The 18,372-nt window shown below is 40.9% G+C and carries 22 protein-coding genes and 1 other annotated feature; of the genes, 1 reads left to right on the forward strand and 21 read right to left on the reverse strand.

Translation table 11 applies throughout. From position 1 onward, the window contains the following. Positions 1–56 precede the first annotated feature (56 nt). The 12 genes from ADI58_RS08120 to ybeY form a co-directional block, all read right to left on the reverse strand. On the reverse strand, positions 57–245 hold the full coding sequence (locus ADI58_RS08120; protein WP_049491803.1) for a type II toxin-antitoxin system HicA family toxin: 189 nt from the start codon (positions 243–245) through the stop codon (positions 57–59). 119 nt (positions 246–364) lie between these two features. Further along, on the reverse strand, positions 365–1,225 hold the full coding sequence (gene tehB / locus ADI58_RS08125) for an SAM-dependent methyltransferase TehB (RefSeq protein ID WP_049522155.1): 861 nt from the start codon (positions 1,223–1,225) through the stop codon (positions 365–367). 14 nt (positions 1,226–1,239) lie between these two features. Then, on the reverse strand, positions 1,240–1,707 hold the full coding sequence (smpB, locus tag ADI58_RS08130; RefSeq protein WP_001051750.1) for an SsrA-binding protein SmpB: 468 nt from the start codon (positions 1,705–1,707) through the stop codon (positions 1,240–1,242). After that, positions 1,670–4,024 (reverse strand): ribonuclease R, encoded by a 2,355-nt coding sequence (gene rnr, locus ADI58_RS08135; protein ID WP_049522156.1) that lies wholly within the window; start codon positions 4,022–4,024, stop codon positions 1,670–1,672. The genes smpB and rnr overlap by 38 nt, the downstream gene beginning before the upstream one ends. Positions 4,025–4,124: 100 nt before the next feature. Then, positions 4,125–4,358, reverse strand: a complete 234-nt coding sequence (gene secG, locus ADI58_RS08140) for a preprotein translocase subunit SecG (protein ID WP_000282517.1) — start codon at positions 4,356–4,358, stop codon at positions 4,125–4,127. Between the two features lie 39 nt (positions 4,359–4,397). Next, positions 4,398–4,547: a 50S ribosomal protein L33 gene (gene rpmG, locus ADI58_RS08145; protein WP_001809104.1), complete on the reverse strand. Its 150-nt coding sequence runs from the start codon at positions 4,545–4,547 to the stop codon at positions 4,398–4,400. Then, positions 4,547–5,746: a multidrug efflux MFS transporter PmrA gene (gene pmrA / locus ADI58_RS08150; protein WP_049522158.1), complete on the reverse strand. Its 1,200-nt coding sequence runs from the start codon at positions 5,744–5,746 to the stop codon at positions 4,547–4,549. The genes rpmG and pmrA overlap by 1 nt, the downstream gene beginning before the upstream one ends. Further along, entirely contained in the window at positions 5,733–6,338 is a 606-nt protein-coding gene (gene coaE, locus ADI58_RS08155) for a dephospho-CoA kinase (RefSeq protein WP_049522160.1), read from the reverse strand. The genes pmrA and coaE overlap by 14 nt, the downstream gene beginning before the upstream one ends. Next, positions 6,338–7,162, reverse strand: coding sequence for a DNA-formamidopyrimidine glycosylase (gene mutM, locus ADI58_RS08160; RefSeq protein ID WP_049522161.1), 825 nt, complete (start codon positions 7,160–7,162; stop codon positions 6,338–6,340). The genes coaE and mutM overlap by 1 nt, the downstream gene beginning before the upstream one ends. A gap of 48 nt (positions 7,163–7,210) precedes the next feature. After that, positions 7,211–8,110, reverse strand: a complete 900-nt coding sequence (gene era, locus ADI58_RS08165) for a GTPase Era (RefSeq protein ID WP_000143264.1) — start codon at positions 8,108–8,110, stop codon at positions 7,211–7,213. 16 nt (positions 8,111–8,126) lie between these two features. Next, positions 8,127–8,522 carry a diacylglycerol kinase family protein gene (locus tag ADI58_RS08170; protein WP_049522162.1) on the reverse strand — a complete coding sequence of 132 codons (396 nt, stop codon included), beginning with the start codon at positions 8,520–8,522 and terminating at the stop codon, positions 8,127–8,129. Then, complete coding sequence (gene ybeY, locus ADI58_RS08175) at positions 8,503–9,000, reverse strand: rRNA maturation RNase YbeY (RefSeq protein ID WP_000275156.1); 498 nt, start codon at positions 8,998–9,000, stop codon at positions 8,503–8,505. Before ybeY ends, ADI58_RS08170 begins: the two co-directional genes overlap by 20 nt. A 104-nt stretch (positions 9,001–9,104) precedes the next feature. Here ybeY and pavA point away from each other — a divergent pair, with 104 nt between their 5' ends. Next, complete coding sequence (gene pavA / locus ADI58_RS08180; protein ID WP_049522164.1) at positions 9,105–10,760, forward strand: Rqc2 family fibronectin-binding protein PavA; 1,656 nt, start codon at positions 9,105–9,107, stop codon at positions 10,758–10,760. Between the two features lie 60 nt (positions 10,761–10,820). Here the strand turns inward: pavA and ADI58_RS08185 are convergent, their stop codons facing one another. From ADI58_RS08185 to ADI58_RS08225, 9 genes are all read right to left on the reverse strand, one after another. Continuing rightward, positions 10,821–12,533, reverse strand: coding sequence for a glucosaminidase domain-containing protein (locus ADI58_RS08185; RefSeq protein ID WP_049522166.1), 1,713 nt, complete (start codon positions 12,531–12,533; stop codon positions 10,821–10,823). Positions 12,534–12,631: 98 nt separating this feature from the next. Then, positions 12,632–13,618, reverse strand: a complete 987-nt coding sequence (locus tag ADI58_RS08190) for a dihydroorotate dehydrogenase (RefSeq protein WP_161800937.1) — start codon at positions 13,616–13,618, stop codon at positions 12,632–12,634. Next, the gene (locus ADI58_RS08195) at positions 13,581–14,381 is read right to left on the reverse strand and encodes a dihydroorotate dehydrogenase electron transfer subunit (RefSeq protein WP_049522169.1); all 801 of its coding nucleotides are present in this window, start codon (positions 14,379–14,381) and stop codon (positions 13,581–13,583) included. Before ADI58_RS08195 ends, ADI58_RS08190 begins: the two co-directional genes overlap by 38 nt. Positions 14,382–14,629: 248 nt before the next feature. Further along, positions 14,630–15,010, reverse strand: coding sequence for a lactoylglutathione lyase (gloA, locus tag ADI58_RS08200; RefSeq protein WP_000157153.1), 381 nt, complete (start codon positions 15,008–15,010; stop codon positions 14,630–14,632). Between the two features lie 58 nt (positions 15,011–15,068). Then, positions 15,069–15,428: a 50S ribosomal protein L20 gene (gene rplT / locus ADI58_RS08205; RefSeq protein ID WP_000124834.1), complete on the reverse strand. Its 360-nt coding sequence runs from the start codon at positions 15,426–15,428 to the stop codon at positions 15,069–15,071. A 51-nt stretch (positions 15,429–15,479) separates the two neighbouring features. After that, positions 15,480–15,680: a 50S ribosomal protein L35 gene (gene rpmI, locus ADI58_RS08210; RefSeq protein WP_001125943.1), complete on the reverse strand. Its 201-nt coding sequence runs from the start codon at positions 15,678–15,680 to the stop codon at positions 15,480–15,482. 32 nt (positions 15,681–15,712) lie between these two features. Then, positions 15,713–16,243, reverse strand: coding sequence for a translation initiation factor IF-3 (gene infC, locus ADI58_RS08215; protein ID WP_000848180.1), 531 nt, complete (start codon positions 16,241–16,243; stop codon positions 15,713–15,715). Between the two features lie 15 nt (positions 16,244–16,258). Beyond that, positions 16,259–16,390: a sequence feature (ribosomal protein L20 leader region), on the reverse strand. A 160-nt stretch (positions 16,391–16,550) separates the two neighbouring features. Beyond that, entirely contained in the window at positions 16,551–17,735 is a 1,185-nt protein-coding gene (locus tag ADI58_RS08220) for a hypothetical protein (RefSeq protein WP_049522170.1), read from the reverse strand. A gap of 3 nt (positions 17,736–17,738) precedes the next feature. Further along, on the reverse strand, positions 17,739–18,326 hold the full coding sequence (locus ADI58_RS08225; RefSeq protein WP_049522171.1) for an ATP-binding cassette domain-containing protein: 588 nt from the start codon (positions 18,324–18,326) through the stop codon (positions 17,739–17,741). Between the last annotated feature and the right edge of the window lie 46 nt (positions 18,327–18,372).

An 18,372-nucleotide genomic window follows, 5' to 3' on the forward strand; every position in this document is an offset into this window, starting at 1 on the left:
TGAAAAATAGCAGGATAAGATTTTAGCATAATACACCTCCACAATTTCCAAATCAACTATAATCCCAAATCTTTTAATATTTTTCTCTCTAAACCTTTTCCTAGATCCTCATTACCGTGAACTGGAATAGTGACAAGATAGGGAACCCCTTCTTTCTTAAAATGATGATGACTTCCTCTCTTACGAACTTCAATCCATCCATTTGCAAGAGCTAATTTAACCATTTCCTTACCTGTGATTGGCATGTATGGTCACCTTTCTAGCTAAAATTATACTTATAATGCGTATTTTTGTCAATTCTTCTATCTTATCTATTCGTAAAAAAAGAAAAAAGATCAGGAAATTTCCCAATCTTCATTCATGTTTATTTGATTTTCTTAGCTAGCATGGTCGCAAAGCGTAGTTGTATACGATTGCCATTCTCATCACGACGGTGCAAATGGCCTTGATTTTCATTGTACTTAACCAATTCCCAGTCCTTGTAGTAGTCTGCCAATTCCCCTTCTTTAAAGGTGAATGGGAAGTTAACTGAGCAAGGGTAATCCTCCGTGTCCATGGCACAGACGATAAGGTTGTAGCCACCTACCGTGGTGTGCTCCTGCATGTTTCGGATAATAGCTGGAATGCGGTCCGCTTGTAGAAACATGAGAACAACAGTTGATACGATAAAATCATATTCTTGCCCAATGCTGGCTGAATTGATATCGTAAAGACCTACAGGCATGTCAAGATCTTCCTGTTCCACAATGCTTTGCAAGATTTCAAGGGCCAGTTCATTTTGATCCACAGCTGTGACATCAAAACCATTCTGTGCTAGAAAGAGTGCATTCCGGCCTTGACCACAGCCCAAATCCAAGGCTTTCCCTGGTTTTACTGTCTGCATTGCCTCTAGGACCTCTGAATGAACCGGATTGGTATTGTATTTCTTAGGAAAATAATCCTCAGGTTTACAATAAAATTCCAAATACCATTCCACATCGTCTGTTACAGCCTCCACTCGGTGCCAGGCTTGTGGTTGTGCCATGGGATTGTCAGCTCCTGCTTCAAAGAGGTGTTCAGATAGAACTTCCCCATCCTCTGTCAATTCAATAAACTTGAGAGCTCCCTTCAAGACAGTAATTTTCCCCCAAGTCCCAACCTTGGTATTGTGTTTCTGCTGAACAGCCTCTGGCATAGTTTCTTTAGTCCACAAAGGCATGCGTTTATAGGCAACTAGTTTTTCCATTTTCATTCCTCTTTTTATCGCTGATTAACAGCTTTCATAACACGCGCGATGTCGCGATTTTGTTCACGTCGTTTGATAGACTCCCGTTTATCATAGTCATGCTTCCCTTTAGCTAGACCTAAAAGGAGTTTAGCGTAACCATCTTTGATATAGACTTTAAGAGGAACAAGGGTCATTCCTGTTCCTTTAGTCTCCTGTTCTAATTTTTGGATTTGTTTCTTATGGAGCAGGAGTTTACGACGCCGTTCTGGTTCTTGGTTCCAGATATTGCCCTCTTCGTAAGGAGCGATATGAACATTGCTCAACCAAACTTCTCCATTTTTCACTTGAGCAAAGCCATCCTTGAGATTGATTCGAGCTGCTCGTACACTCTTGATTTCAGTTCCAGTCAGGACCATCCCTGCCTCTAGCGTATCTACGATTGTATAGTCGTGGCGCGCCTTTTTATTTTGTGCGACGACCTTTCCCTCGCCCTTTGCCATGTTTGGCTCCTTTCTTAGCTACTTCCTTATAAAAAGGTTTCTTTCCTTTTTTCTTCTTGTCTTTTTGTGAATGCTTGCGCTTATCATTTGAGCGTCCTGATTTTCTCTTGTCTTCTTTCTTATCTGAACGACGATTTGAACCACGCCCTCTGTCATTTCGACTAGACTGTTTCAAGCCTTTTTCAATCACATCAAACTCACTTGGGATATATGAGAAATCAATTTCCCCCGTCATCTTGTCAGCTCTTTCAACTCGGATACGGATTTGCTGACCTACACGGAAAGTTGTTCCTGATTTCTCCCCACGAAGAGTCAAATCACGTTCGTTGAAATGATAAAATTCAGGTAGATTTGTGATGTGAATCAAGCCTTCAACCGTATTTGGCAATTCAACAAAGAGACCGAATTTGACAATACTTGATACAACCGCATCGTATTCTTCACCTACGTATTCTTCCATGTACTCAGCCTTTTTCATGGCTTCGACTTCACGCTCAGCCTCGATGGCACGACGCTCACGGTTGGAAGACTGGGTAGCAATCTCTGGAATCACTTGCTCAAAATGCTCTGCTATTTCCTTAGAACGGCCGTAATCCCGAATCATACGGTGAACAAGAAGGTCTGGATAACGACGAATCGGACTAGTAAAGTGAGTATAATAATCAGCCGCTAATCCATAGTGGCCGTGATTGTGCTCTGAATAGCGAGCCTGCTGCATGGATCGAAGAAGCATCATGGACAATACATCTGCATAAGGTTCTCCCTCAACAGTACGCATGATGTCTTGAAGGGCCTCCTGGCTAATCTCACTGGCAGTCCCATAAATGCGCAAGCCAAAACTCGAAGCATAATCAATAAACTTCTGAACTTTTTCAGCCTTTGGCTCCTCGTGAATTCGATAGATGAAAGGCAAATCCAGCTTGCTAAAATGCTCGGCAACTGTTTCATTGGCCATCAACATAAAGGACTCAATCATGCGCTCAGCAACACCACGCTGACGAAGAACGATATCAACAGGCTTGCCCTGTTTATCCACTAAAATCTTGGCTTCGTTGGTATCGAAATTGAGGGCTCCACGTTTCACACGCATGTTTTCTAGCCTTTCATGGAGCTTGGCCATGAGTTCGATACTTGGAACAATTTTCTGATATTCTTGTCTCTTTTCCTTGTCTCCAGCTAGGATGTCATTGACATCACTATATGTCATCCGATAGCTTGTCTTGATAACTGTTTGTGTAATAGTGTAATTAACCACACGACCATGTTTATCAATCTCCATGATGGCAGATTGTGTCAGGCGGTCAACTTGAGGATTGAGAGAACAGATGCCATTTGACAGTCGTTCTGGAAGCATTGGAACCACTCGGTCTGTTACATAGACTGAAGTCGCGCGGTTAAGGGCTTCCTTGTCAAGGGCAGAACCCTCGGTTATATAGTAGGAAACATCTGCGATGTGAACACCAAGCTCCAGATTTCCATTTTTCAGAGCCTTGATATGTACCGCATCGTCCAAGTCCTTGGCATCAGCACCGTCAATGGTAAAGGTAATCTCATCTCTTAGATCCAGACGACCTTCCATATCCTTTTGAGACGGAGCATCAGGCACACTTTCTGCTTCCTTGACAACAGCTTCTGGAAACTCGGATACAATGTCCATAGACTCCAAAACCTCAAGGACATCAATCCCAACATCCGTCGAGTGCCCCACCACATCAAGGACACTAGCAACAAAGAAATCATGTTTCTTGCTTGGGTATTTGTCGATAAAGACCTTGAGAACTTCTGTTCCTTCTAGTTTAAGAGCTGGTTTCTTAACATAAATTGGTTGGCTGATTTTCTGGTTTTTCGAACGGATGTATCCAGCATACTTGGGTTTTTCCTGATCTAGAACGATTTGACCGACAACAGTTGTCAAACTGTGTTCTAAGATATCAATAATTTTTGCTTCTGCTGCTGTTCCCTTATTGCGGTCAGCGACTTTCTTGATGACGACCTCAACGGTATCACCATCAATAGCATAGTTAACATCGTTTTTACCTACAAAAAGGTCGTCCTCCTCGCCTTCTAGACTAACAAAGCCAAAGCCATTTTTATGAGCATGAAAAATCCCCTTGAGAGTAATCTCATGTTTTTTCTTGACTTCCAAAGTCAAAGTTCCATCTTCTTCAAAGCGTATCTGATGCTTTCTTTCCATTAGGGACAAGGTTTTAATCAACTCACGAAAATCCTTGGAACCGTCTTTTCCCAAAGCCTGAGCCAAGTCATTGACAGTTACCTTTCCCTTATCTTGTAAATATTCTTTTATTCTATCTTTCATATTTTCTTTCTAGATTTTTTATTTTCTTTTTCTGTAAAACCTTCTCAAATATCATTTAAAAATAAAAAGAGGCAAAGACCTAGTCCTGCCCATTATTTTCTTATCTACTTGATAATACCGTCAATGCTAAGGCAATGGCTAGCCAGAAAAAGACTAAAATCCCTGTCAAACGCTGCATTACAGCTTCAAAACCGCGTGCTTTACTGCGTTCAAACAAATCACCTGAGCTGGCATCAAATACATTGCTGGATTGGTTTTTAGTTGGTTGCATGAAAATCGCAATCACAATCACAACAGATAATACTAATAAAATGGTTAATAATAGGTTATACATATCAAACTCCTTAAAATCCCTATTATTTTACCATAAAATCTACTTAGATTCAAGATGTAGGGTTACTTTTCTTTCCTTGGGACAATACTTTAAAACCTCAATCTTGTCTGGATGGGTTTTTGAATTTTTACTGGTTAGGTAATTGATACTGCCACAAGAGGAGCATTTGAGATTAATTTTTACTCGCACTAGATTTCCTTTACTTTTAATAATGTTCGAAATTGAAGCAGGTTAAAGAGACAACTAAAGGCAACACAAAGGCTTGTCGCATAAAAGACAGCATGGTAGCCAAATTGACCTGCTACTGCAGAACCTGCCATAGGTCCAACGACACCTCCCAGATAAAAGAATACCTGATTGAAGGCAAAGACCCTTGAAATACCGGCTTTGGGAGTCATTTTGCTGAGTAGCGCATTAACCCCGGGAATCAAGGCACCGGTTCCCAATCCAAAGAGGAAACGATAAAGTCCTAGTTGAAGGGGGCTAGAGGCATTGGCACAGAGGAGATAGATGATAACTGAATAAAACTGGGCTACAACCAAGAGGCGATGGTTGCCCACCTTGTCACCTAGCTTGCCCATGACTCCTGCACTCATCATGCTGGAAAAGCCCATACTGGACACAATCAAACCAGAGACAAAAAGAAGATTCTCTGTCTGGCCTAAGTCACGCACATACAGAGCTAAGATAGGGCCAATCGATTGGGCAGAAAATTGGATGACAAAACTGGTTAGAAAGAGATTGACCAAAAGATAGGGATATTTAACTGAGGTAAATAATTCCTTTGTTGGGATGGCCTTTTCCTTAGCTACTGGTTGAAAATCTTCCTTAATAAATAAAATAGTCAAAACAGCAGCTAAGAATAGAAAACTACCAACCAGTAAGAAAACAGTACGAATGCCAAATAATTCTGCAATAAATCCCCCGATAAAGGGACCAGTTAGAGTACCTGCAACTACGCCTGTAGACAAAGTACCTAAGGCAGTTCCTGATTTCTCCTTGGGAACCTGACTGGCTATCAAAGCTGTGGCATTAGGAACAAAACCCGCAAATACACCGTTTAATAACCGAAGAAAGATTAGCCAATAAATATTTGGCACAAAAGCCAATCCCCCCATAGTGATAGTCATGGCCAGACCAGCACGAATCATCATGGGTTTTCTGCCGTATTTATCAGCAAGGATTCCCCAGATAGGAGAAAAGAGCGCCGCGGAAATAGCAGAGACAGAAATAGCTAATCCTGCATAAAAAGCGACTTGCTCACTCCCTACACCTAGATTTTCCACAAAGATAGGCATAAAGGGCACAACCAAAGAAATACTGGCTCCTGTCAGAAAATTACCAAACCAGGCAATGCGCAGATTATCCTTCCAGTTAATCTCTGTCATCTTGCTTACCTCCCTCAAGAAGGATATGCACTTGATTAAGAAGCTGATTCTGATTGCTATTGTTGTCAAGAATATGGCTGGCTAAATCTTTCTTTTTTTCTAAAGGCCACTGGGCTGCCAGACGCGACTCAGCTTCATCTTTGGACAACTGGTCCCTTTTCATTAAGCGTTCTACTTGGACATCTCGGTCCACATAGACCAACCAAGTCTCATCAAACCAAGAGACGTAGTCCTGCTCAAAAAGTAGGGGAATATCCATGAAGAAAATCTCTTCTGTCTGAGCCGATTGGTCTCTTAACGTAGCTAGCTCCTCACGGATAATCTTTCCTTGGATTTGCTTAGACCATTCCTGTTCTTCAGGATTTGAAAAGATAAGACTAGCTAGGATAGGGCGATTAAGTTCTCCGTTTTCTAATATAATTTCTTGACCAAAGTGCTGGACTAGAGCCTCAAACAGACGACCACCAGGTTTCTGTAACTGGTGGACAAGAGCGTCGGCATCAACCACTTGAAAACCTTGCTTTCTTAGAAAATTTGTCACGGTTGACTTACCAGAGGCAATTCCCCCAGTGATTCCAATGATTTTTCCCATCAATTCCTCCTTTGGCACTGAGGACAAAAGTGGGTTCCACGTCCACCTAGTTGGATTTTCTCAATGATGGTACCACAGCGTACACATTCTTGACCAGCCTTGTCATAGACCTGATGAAAATCCTGCATGGTTCCATCTTCCCCAAAGGCATTGGTATAGGTCCGAATGGTGGAACCACCTTTTTCAACAGCCTGTCCCAATACAGCAATGGTCTGGTCATGAATGGCAGTCGCTTCTTTTGCTGTCAAAGTCTGGGAAGGTCTAGCTGGATGAACCTGAGCTCGCCAGAGAACCTCATCCACGTAGATATTGCCAAGTCCAGCTACCAAGGTCTGGTCTAGGAGATGGGATTTGATAGGCTTTTTGGACTTGGCAAGGGCAGATTGAAAGACCTGTAAATCAAAGTCTTGTTCGCTTGGTTCAGGTCCTAGTTTTTTAGAAAGAAAGTAGGCTTCCAAAAGGTCAGGCGCCAAGAGTTCCATAGTACCAAACTTGCGAACATCCTCATAAACAAGCGTGCCACCATCCTCAAACTGGAAGAAAACATGGGCATGCTTGCGTTCAGGTGCTTGCTCTGGATAGTAAAAATACTTGCCCTCCATTCGCAGATGAGAAATCAAAATCTTGTCTGTCAGGTAGAAAATCAAATATTTACCACGACGTCCTATTGACTCAACAACTTGACCAGGCACTTCCTTTCGAAACTCATCCAAATCCGTCTTAATCATCTTGGGATAACGAATTTCTACACTCGAAATCTTCTTACCCAAAATCAATTTTTCCAAGCCACGACGAACGGTTTCAACCTCAGGTAATTCAGGCATAAGTCCTCCTTCTGTAAAAACAAGAAGCAGGCATGAGCCCACCTCTACTTAGTATTCTTTTTCATTATAGCCAAAGTCAGCTAAATCTAGCTTTTTATCGCGCCAGTTTTTCTTGACCTTGACCCATGTTTCTAGGAAAACCTTGTCTCCTAGCATGAGTTCAATATCACGACGGGCCATACTACCGATTTTCTTAAGCATAGCGCCACCTTTACCGATGATAATCCCTTTTTGGCTATCGCGCTCGACCATGATGGTTGCACGGATATGAACCTTGTCTGTCTCTTCATCTCGTTTCATAGAATCCACTACTACTGCAACAGAATGCGGAATCTCTTCACGAGTTAGGTGCAAGACTTTCTCGCGAACCATTTCTGAAACCAAGAAACGTTCTGGATGGTCTGTGATTTGATCAGACGGGAAATACTGGAATCCTTCATCCAGATTTTCACTCAAAATATCCACTAGACGAGACACGTTATTGCCCTGAAGGGCTGAGATAGGAACAATTTCCTTGAAGTCCATCTGATTTCGGAAATCATCAATCTGAGACAAAAGCTGGTCTGGATGAACCTTATCGATCTTATTCACCACCAGAATAACAGGAACCTTAGCAGCCTTGAGACGCTCGATAATCATATCATCGCCCTTACCACGCGCCTCATCAGCAGGTACCATAAAAAGGACGGTATCCACTTCACGAAGGGTACTATAGGCAGATTCGACCATGAAATCTCCGAGAGCTGTTTTAGGTTTGTGAATCCCTGGGGTATCGATAAAGACAATTTGCTCCTTATCAGTCGTGTAAATTCCCATGATTTTGTTGCGCGTTGTCTGCGCCTTGTCACTCATGATGGCAATCTTTTGCCCCATAACGTGATTTAAAAAAGTTGACTTCCCAACATTGGGACGTCCTAAAATGGCTACAAAGCCTGATTTAAATGTCATAATTTCCTCTTACTGTTTAAAATAATAAATCCCAGATTCGTGGGAGAAAAATCAATGCGCCTGTTAAGGCTGCGAAAAGAGAGACCACTAATACCGCGCCAGCCGCCATATCCTTGGCATTTTTAGCCAGCATAGAAAAGTGATAGTGACTGGCCAAATCCACCACATTTTCGATAGCAGAATTGATAATTTCAAAGGCTACTACCAAGAAAATGCTCAATAGGAGAAAGAGCCATTCGATTCGTGACACCTGAAAAACAAAACCTGCAAGAATGACTATAAGAGCCGTCACTGCATGTTTTCGCATATTGCGTTCTTCCTTGATGGCAGTAAAAATTCCTGTTAGAGCAAATTCTAAACTGGATATCAGGTCACGATTTTTCCATTTTCGTTTATTGTCTTGTGAGTCCATAGGCTGTCAAAATTTCTTCTTGTAAACCGAACATCTCCGCTTCTTCTTCCGGAGTGTAGTGATCATAGCCGTTGATATGTAAAAAGCCGTGCACTGCCAAGAAGCCCATCTCACGCTCAAAGCTGTGACCGTATTCCTCGGCCTGCTCATGAGCCTTATCAATAGAGATGAACAGTTCCCCAATATAGGCATCAAACTCAGACATCATCTCTGCCAATTCCGGATTTTCAAGTAAATCCTCTTCGTCAAAGGCAATTTCCAACTCTGGTTTATACTCAAGGCTGATAACATCTGTCGGACGGTCCGTGTCACGGTACTCCAGATTGAGTTCATGACTACGTTCATTGGTCACAAAGGTAACTGCCATCTCCTTGTCTTCTTTGCCTAATTTTTGGGCTGCAAATTCCAAAATTTCTTGGGTTTGTTGCAACATTTCTTTTGAAACTTGACCAGTTTCATCTACCATTTCAATATACATGTGCTTCTCGTTTCTCTTTACTTGGCTTTATTATACCACATTTCCATGATTTTATTCTACCTTTTTGATATAATACTATGGAATACAATCACAAGGAGAGAACGATGTCATTTGACGGATTTTTTTTACACCACATGGTTGAGGAATTGCGAAGAGAGTTAGTGAATGGACGCATTCAGAAAATCAATCAGCCTTTTGAACAAGAGTTGGTCTTGCAAATCCGTAGCAATCGCCAAAGTCATCGCCTGCTCCTTTCTGCACATCCAGTTTTTGGACGCATTCAGCTGACCCAAACGACTTTTGAAAATCCAGCCCAACCTTCAACCTTTATCATGGTTTTGAGAAAGTATTTGCAGGGTGCCCTAATTGAGTCGATTGAGCAAGTGGAAAATGACCGAATTGTGGAAATGACAGTTTCCAATAAAAACGAGATTGGCGACCATATTCAGGCTACCTTGATTATCGAAATCATGGGTAAACACAGTAATATTCTACTGGTTGATAAAAGCAGTCATAAAATCCTCGAAGTCATTAAACACGTCGGCTTTTCACAAAATAGCTACCGTACCTTGCTGCCTGGATCGACCTATATTGCTCCTCCGAGTACGGAATCACTCAATCCTTTTACTATCAAGGATGAAAAACTATTTGAAATCCTGCAAACACAGGAAACGACAGCTAAAAATCTTCAAAGCCTCTTTCAAGGTCTGGGACGCGATACGGCAAATGAATTGGAAAGGATACTGGTTAGTGAAAAACTTTCCACTTTCCGAAACTTTTTCAATCAAGAAACCAAACCATGCTTGACTAAGACTTCCTTCAGTCCAGTTCCTTTTGAAAATCAGATAGGAGAGCCTTTTGCCAGTCTTTCTGATTTGTTGGACACCTACTATAAGGACAAGGCTGAGCGCGACCGTGTCAAACAGCAAGCCAGTGAACTCATTCGCCGTGTTGAAAATGAACTTCAAAAAAATCGTCATAAGCTTAAAAAACAAGAAAAAGAGTTACTGGCGACAGACAACGCTGAAGAATTTCGTCAAAAGGGGGAATTACTGACAACCTTCCTCCATCAAGTTCCTAATGACCAAGATCAGGTTATCCTAGACAACTACTATACTAATCAACCTATCACAATTGCGCTTGATAAGGCCTTGACTCCCAACCAGAATGCCCAACGCTATTTTAAACGGTATCAGAAACTCAAAGAAGCTGTCAAATACTTGACTGAGCTGATTGAGGAAACCAAGGCAACCATTCTCTATCTGGAAAGTGTAGAAACCGTCCTCAACCAAGCTGGACTAGAAGAAATCGCTGAAATCCGTGAAGAATTGATTCAAACAGGTTTTATCCGCAGAAGACAACGGGAGAAAATCCAGAAACGCAAAAAACCAGAACAATATCTAGCAAGCGATGGCAAAACCATCATCTATGTCGGCCGAAACAACCTACAAAACGAGGAGCTAACCTTTAAAATGGCCCGCAAAGAGGAACTTTGGTTCCATGCCAAGGACATTCCTGGAAGCCACGTTATCATCTCAGGCAACCTAGACCCATCTGATGAAGTCAAAACAGACGCAGCAGAGTTAGCTGCCTACTTCTCTCAAGGGCGCCTGTCGAATCTGGTGCAGGTGGATATGATTGAAGTCAAAAAACTCAACAAACCAACTGGTGGAAAACCTGGCTTTGTCACTTACACAGGACAAAAGACCCTCCGTGTCACACCAGACCCAGAAAAAATTGCATCCATGAAAAAATCCTGATTTTATTTGAAATCAGGATTTTTAACATACTATTTAATCAAATCATATCCAATTATAGGACTAATCTTTGCCACCTAGTTTCTCATTGATTTTCATCATCACACTAGCAATTTTTTCGCCCCAATAAGGGTCTGACGCATATTCCACATTCATACCAGATGCCTTGTTTCCAAGGAAAGTTCTACCCCTATCTATATAATTTTCCTTAATCCACTTGGTTGCACCTAAAATTCCCTTATCCACATCATCAAATGTCTTGGCAGAAAGGTAAGGGGTCGTATCATAGGCTGTAATTCCAAAGAAATTATTCTTATCTTTGGCAATTTTACTTCGTCCCCAATCACTTTCTAAAGCACTATGGGCAAAGAGGTAGAGGGCATTGATATGGTAATGTTCTTCGGCTTCCTTAAAAGTAGCTCCCTTATTTTCCAAGAGACTATTGTCAATATTTAACAGACTAAATACCTTATCCAAGTCTTCAGCACTATAGTTTGTAGTCTCTGTCAAATCTTTGAAAAGGAAGGGATTTTCAAGGTTAAAACCATCAAAATGCAGCCCATCTGCCGAATAATATTTCTTGCCTACTTCCATATCAGAAAGATGAGAAGCTACTGGGATACTAGCATTCTGAGCCACATAGTGATAAAAACGATGCCCATCGCTCTCATAATAAGGGATAAAATCCTTGCTAGCATCTAGTGCTTGTAAATCTTCTATTTTCATATAACCTGACAAACCAGAAATAGTAATAGCCAAGCGCTTGTCATCACTTTTTCTATCCTTGTCTAGCCAGACAACACTACCTTGTGATATATAGGACAGCTTTTCACCATCTGCATTATAAACATTTGCTGTGACAGGCACTACTTGATAGTAAGCAGCATTTTCGTTTGTAGCTTTTTCTCCAAGCCACTTTCCATCGCTTCCAAGCTGATAACCATCTACTGTCTCATTTTTCGCCATGTAGCCACCAGATTTGAAGTAGTACCAGGCTTGACTTTTAGAATCGTATAGCCATTCTTTCTCAGTCATTTTGCCATCAGATTTGAGATAAAACCATGACTCCTTATCCCAAATCCATTCATTGGCTGCCATATAGCCACCAGATTTTAGATAATAATAGTGACCATTTTCGAAAATCCATTCTTTATCAGCATGATTTCCATTTTCTTTGATGTAAAACCAAGATTGGTATTGTTTGTCATAAAGCCAACCTTGCTGTACTTTGGCACCACTAGCATTCACATAAGCCTGATCAATCCACTGACTTGTTAGCAAATAACCGCCAGATTTGAAATAATAGTCCTTACCCTTAATTTGGAGCCATTCTTTCTCTGCGTGTTGTCCATCTGCTTTGATATAAAACCAAGCATCGTATCGAGAATCATAGACCCAATCTTCTATTACCTTGGCACCTGTTGCACCAACATAGGAAGTTCCTACCCACGCATTTCTTTTCATCTTTCCATCTTGGTCAAGATAATAGAAGGCTCCCTTGTCTTCTACCCATTCTGATTTTGCCATATAGCCACCAGATTTGAGGTAAAAATAGTCGTCACCTTGTTTCAGCCATTCATTTTCAGCATAGTTGGCATCTGCTTTTATATAAAACCAAGATTGATAATGAGCATCAAAAACCCACTCATTGGCTGCTTGACTGTCATCTGCTTTCAGGTATTGTTTTCCTTGCCAAGTACCATCACTGGCCATTACACCCTCTGGACTAGCTAAGAAAAATAGCAGGGCTAAAAAAATAAATCTTACTTTCTTCATTAACCTTCTTCCTCTGTTCTTACTCATTTCATTATATCAAAATTCTCTATAATCAACATTACAAACTCATAAAAAATCAAGAACAGATTGATTGCAGTTTACCTCAAAGACTCTTTTACTTCTTTGCGTAGATCTTCTAGACTGCTAATACCGTATTTATCCATGACTTTTGGTAAATTTTCGATGATATCAGGACAGGCATATGGATTGGTAAAGTTGCCTGTTCCAACTCCAATAGCCGATGCTCCAGCCAGATACATTTCTAGGGCAGCTTCAGCCGAATCCACTCCTCCCATTCCAATGATAGGCAGGTCTGTTGTTTGGGCGACTTGGCGGATGAGTTTGAGAGCTACTGGAAAGACTGCTGGACCAGACATTCCACCTGTTCCATTGGCCAAGATTGGTTTTCTGGTTTTGAGGTCAAAGCGCATTCCAACTAGAGTATTAATCATGGTTAATCCACTTGCTCCTGCATCCTCTGCTGCCTTTGCGACAGTAACGATATCGGTCACACTAGGAGTTAGTTTGACATAAACTGGTACATCAGAGGCTTCCACAGCTGCTTTCACTACATCATAAGCCAAATCTGGATCTTGACCAATCAAAAGTCCATGATTACAGTGGTCTACGTTAGGACAAGAGATATTAAGCTCAATTGCCTTTACATTAGCTGCCTTGGAAATACCACTAGAAACAGCTGCATACTCTTGTTTTGAAAAACCAGCTACATTGGCAATAATAGGAAGATTTGGATATTCTCTTTCCAGCCAAGGTAACTTTTCAGCCAAAACAACTTCCAAACCAGGATTTTGCAAACCGATTGCATTGAGCATGCCAGCAGGTGTTTCTGCCACCCTTGGAGTTGGATTGCCAAAACGGGGTTCAAGGGTTGTCGCCTTGATCATAATAGAACCTAAAAGGTCTAAATCATAGTACTTGGCATACTCTTGACCAAAGCCAAAACAGCCCGATGCTGGAATAATCGGATTTTTCAAATCCAAGCCTGGTAGAGAAACTTGTAAACGATTTCTAGTCATAATTTTCTCCTTATAATACAACTGTTCCTGTGCGGAAAACAGGGCCATCTTCACAGACGCGTTGGCTGACTGTCTCGCTTTCTGGCACTTTTAGGACGCAGGCATAGCAGGCCCCCATTCCACAAGCCATACGAGATTCCAGAGATAGATAGGCTCTTGGGTGGTCATAAAAGGTTTGATTGATATACTTCATCATTCCAGGCGCCCCACATGAGTAAACAGCATCAAACTGACTGTCTAAATCCTTGATAACAACTGAAACATTTCCCTTGATACCATAAGAACCATCATCTGTCGTTACGAATACTTGACCATATTGAGCCAATTCCGTCTCTAAAATAACAGCATCCTTGTTCGCAAAACCGAGAACTGTCACTACTTTCACACCACGCGCATGCAATTCCTTGGCTACTTCAAGTAAGGGCGGAACACCAATCCCCCCACCAACAAGGAGAACCTTACTCTGCTCATCAAGGTCAGACAAGTCAAAACCATTCCCCTGAGGCCCCATCACATCAAGAGTATCTCCCTGACTTAAGGTTGAGAAAATAGCTGTCCCAGCTCCCTCAATCCGATAAATAAGATGACACTGCTTGTTAGCCTTATCAATAGACGAAATTGAAATAGGACGACGCAAAAGATGGGCATCATCAGGCACACGCAGATGAAGAAATTGGCCTGCTCGCATGGCTTCAACCATTTCCCCTTCTAGGACTAATTCAAAGATTGCTGGCGCGATTTCCTCCTGTGCAACCACCTTCATGGTTTCCAATCGAATCGCACCCAAACGTTTCTTACATGTAGGATTCATGACTTTTCCTCCTTAAATTTTAAGGGGACCAGACAAAGAAAAGACCTTGCTAGTGCAAGGCCTCAGTTAAAATCGTACAACAGAAGAGAGCACACTCAAAAAGTCTCCTCTAGAAAATTGTACTATTCTTTTATCTGACACCTTGTGAGTCTCTCTGGACTCCCCTTAAAGGTTAAATTTTTACTAGTATACTCTTTCAGCTAAAAAAAGTCAAGTAGAAAACGAAGATTCTACTTGACTTCACGGGATTATTTTTCACGAATGACTTCAACCTTGTATCCATCAGGGTCTTTAACAAAGTAATAGTTAGGTGCAGTTCCTGGTAGACCATTTGGCTCAGTCACTTCATAGCCTTTGGCACTATGCTCTTGATGAAGCGCCTCAAGATCAGGTGTACTGAGGGCGATATGGGCAAATCCATCTCCAACCACATAAGGACCGTGATCGTAGTTATAAGTCAATTCCAACTCATAGTCGTCACCCTCAAGACCTAGATAGACAATCGTGAAGGCATGGTCTGGAAAATCTCTGCGACGCAATTCTTTAAATCCAAAAGCATCTTGATAGAATGCAATTGATTTTTCAAGATTTTCTACGCGTAAGCAAGTGTGTAGCATTTTTGAAGCCATATTTTTCTCCTTTATTTTTAAAAAGACTGGGACAATCCTGTTCCAGTCTTATCTGTTATTATTTACCAAGTTTTGCTTTAGCTGCATCTGCAAGAGCTGTGAAAGCTGCTGCATCGTTAACAGCCAAGTCAGCAAGCATTTTACGGTTAACTTCGATCTCAGCCAATTTCAAACCATGCATCAATTGTGAGTATGAAAGTCCGTTCATACGAGCTGCCGCATTGATACGAGTGATCCACAATTTGCGGAAGTCACGTTTTTTCTGACGACGGTCACGGTATGCATAGTAGTAAGAGTTCATTACTTGTTCTTTTGCAGTACGGAACAAGATGTGTTTAGCTCCATAGTAACCTTTTGCTAATTTAAGAATACGTTTACGACGTTTGCGTGATACAACGCCACCTTTAACACGTGCCATGTTTTATTTCCTCCAAATATTTCCTAGAATTGTTTACTTACAGTCAAGCTATTATTTCAAGCGAGTAAGCATTGCTTTGATACGTTTGTAATCTCCTGAATGCACCATAGATGCTTTACGAAGATGACGACGTTGTTTTTTAGTTTTTCCGTGGAAACGGTGAGAAGTGTAAGCACGGAAACGTTTAAGTCCACCAGAACCTGTACGTTTGAAACGTTTAGCTGATGCGCGGTGTGTTTTTTGTTTTGGCATGATTTTTTCTCCTTTATTTAACTTTCTGACAATTATTTTTTGTCAGTCGCTGGCGCCAATTGCATGAACATTTGACGTCCATCCATTTTAGCACGTTGTTCGATGATGGCAATATCTTGAGTTGCTTCAGCAAACTCGGCTAAAACTTTTGCACCAATCTCTTTATGGGTAATCATACGACCCTTAAAGCGAATAGATACCTTAACTTTATTTCCTTTTTCAAGGAATTTGCGTGCATTGCGAAGTTTTGTATCAAAGTCACCCTTGTCAATAGTTGGACTTAGACGAACTTCTTTCACAGTAACAACACTTTGTTTTTTACGTTGTTCTTTTTGCTTCTTCTGGTACTCAAATTTGAACTTACCGTAGTCCATAATTTTTGCAACAGGCGGTTTGGCTTGGGGTTGAATCAATACTAGGTCAACATTGGCGTTATCAGCCAAAGCTTGCGCTTCACTGAGTGGCTTGATGCCTAGCTGTTCTCCTTCAAGACCAATCAAGCGAACTTCACGTACACGAATCTCATCATTGATGAATAAGTCTTGCTTTGCTATGGTTTTCACCTCTTTTGTTTTATTAGAGAAAAACAATAGCGGACTCGTAAATATACAAGCCCGCACGTTATGATAGCGTTTCTTAGAAACTTTTCATCCGTAGGGCCAGGCAACTTGATGTCACAAGGCGAGAAGCTCTCACTTCTGCTTTTCTCAACTTTTATATGATACCAAGTTTTCTAGCCCTTGTCAAGATAAAAAGTTATTTTTTTGAAAAGTTTGTGTTTGTATTTTGGATTGGTTTTCGCATCAAAAAGAGAGAACCAAGTTGATTCCCTCTCTATGTTAGTTTTTACTTATTTTCCCTATAGGAAAGCTAGGATCTATTAAAAAATTCTTTTTTCTGTGAACTTCCCCATCTTTCAATAAATAGAATTCCCACTAACAAAAGGATAATCAGGCAAGGAAGTAAGACCATCCCCATGCTCCAATTCAGATTGACATTATCAATTTGCTTAGGTAATCTTCCAGACAAAATCTCCACTGAACGCAAGTAAGTAAAGGGAATCAGATGTGCAATCCTTTGAAGAGGCTGAATTGTTTGGATGCCAAACAATAAGCCAACAATCCCAATAAGTGAAAGAAAAAGAACAGGCATTTTTTGCTTGAAAAAGTAAGCAATCAAGTACACTACTTCCACAATGACGATAAAGGCTAAGAAAGCTAAGAACAAGCCAGGAAATAACACATCTTGTATTTTCCCAATAGTTACCTCTTGATTCACTAAGCTATATATCGGGTAGGGATAATCTAACTGTCCAAAACCACTTATCAGACTTCCCACTAGAAAAGAAAAACCACAGATTCCAATAAACAGCACAGTTACATAGCCCACCCCAACTCCAAGAGAAGACATTGCAAATGTCACTTTTGAAAAAGGATATAATTGAGCTGTATCCAGATGATTTTGATATCTTTCTGCAAATAGTTGTGTTAGCATAAAAATAATAGCAACCACAAACAAGCTTGGGATGATAGCTTCTAAAATCCAGACAATCTGATCAATCCCGTAAGTCGGATAATCTAAATTGTGGGCTTTTATGTTCAAGAGATATAGCGCTTGGTAAATCTTTCGTTCGCGGTCAACCGCCATTTTTAAGTCAGAGCTAGAAGTCGAGTTATTTGATACAAATTCATAATTCTTCTCTTCATCTTGCCACTGCAAATAGTAGGCTTCTTTCCAGCGCCCTTCTTTTAGTAAAGTTAGAATTTCTTTCTTTTGCGTCAAAAGATTTTTTTGCAAGTCTAAATTACTTTTTGCAAACTGGTATTCTTCCGAGCTGGTATCAGACATTTGGGAGAACTTCTCTTCATTTTCATTGATAGCTCTCTCGTTGGCTGCAATATGAGTTTCCAACCTGCTCTCCAAACTGACTGAGTTTGCAGTCCGACTATTGAAATAAAAGCTAATACCAAGAGCTAAAACAAATAAAGCTAAGACAATCCAGTTTAAGCGACTTTTGAAAACTTTTTTTAATAAAAATTGAATAACATCTTTCATAAACTAAGCCTCTTCTATCTGCCCCTGACGAATGGTTACCATGCTATCGCAAATCTCCACCAACTCCTCTTTGTAGTGGGAACTCAAAAGAACCAGCTGCTCTTGCCTATTTATTTGTGCCAGCCTATCAAAAAACTTCTGTCGATAATACTCATCTAAGCCATTTGTAATCTCATCCATGAGCCAGCATTTCGCCTGACTGAGGAAATACATGGCAATCACCAAGCGTTGCTTCATGCCTAAGGAATACTTGCGAATGGGAAGTCTGACATAGTCCGACATTTCCCAGTAATCAATTTCATCCCTCAAGTTTAGGTCTGACTTCCAGATGTTTTTTATGAGGCGAAGATAGTCCATCCCACTTAAATTTTCATCCAGCCATTCAATGCTTTCATAATAAAATAAAGAAGGAGGGACTGCGATATTTCCACTACTTATAGGAATTAAATTGCTAATGGCGCGGAACAGGGTCGTCTTTCCAGAGCCATTGATAGCAAGAATACCATAAATACTACCCTTTTCAAATGTAAAATCAACATCTTGTAAGATGACTTGTCGCGTTTTTAAGGTCACATGAGTAAGCTGCAACATACCTAGCCCTCCTTTTTATCACTCTTGAAAGATTAACAACTACCGT

Source organism: Streptococcus mitis (assembly GCF_001074635.1).
Taxonomy (GTDB): domain Bacteria; phylum Bacillota; class Bacilli; order Lactobacillales; family Streptococcaceae; genus Streptococcus; species Streptococcus mitis_E.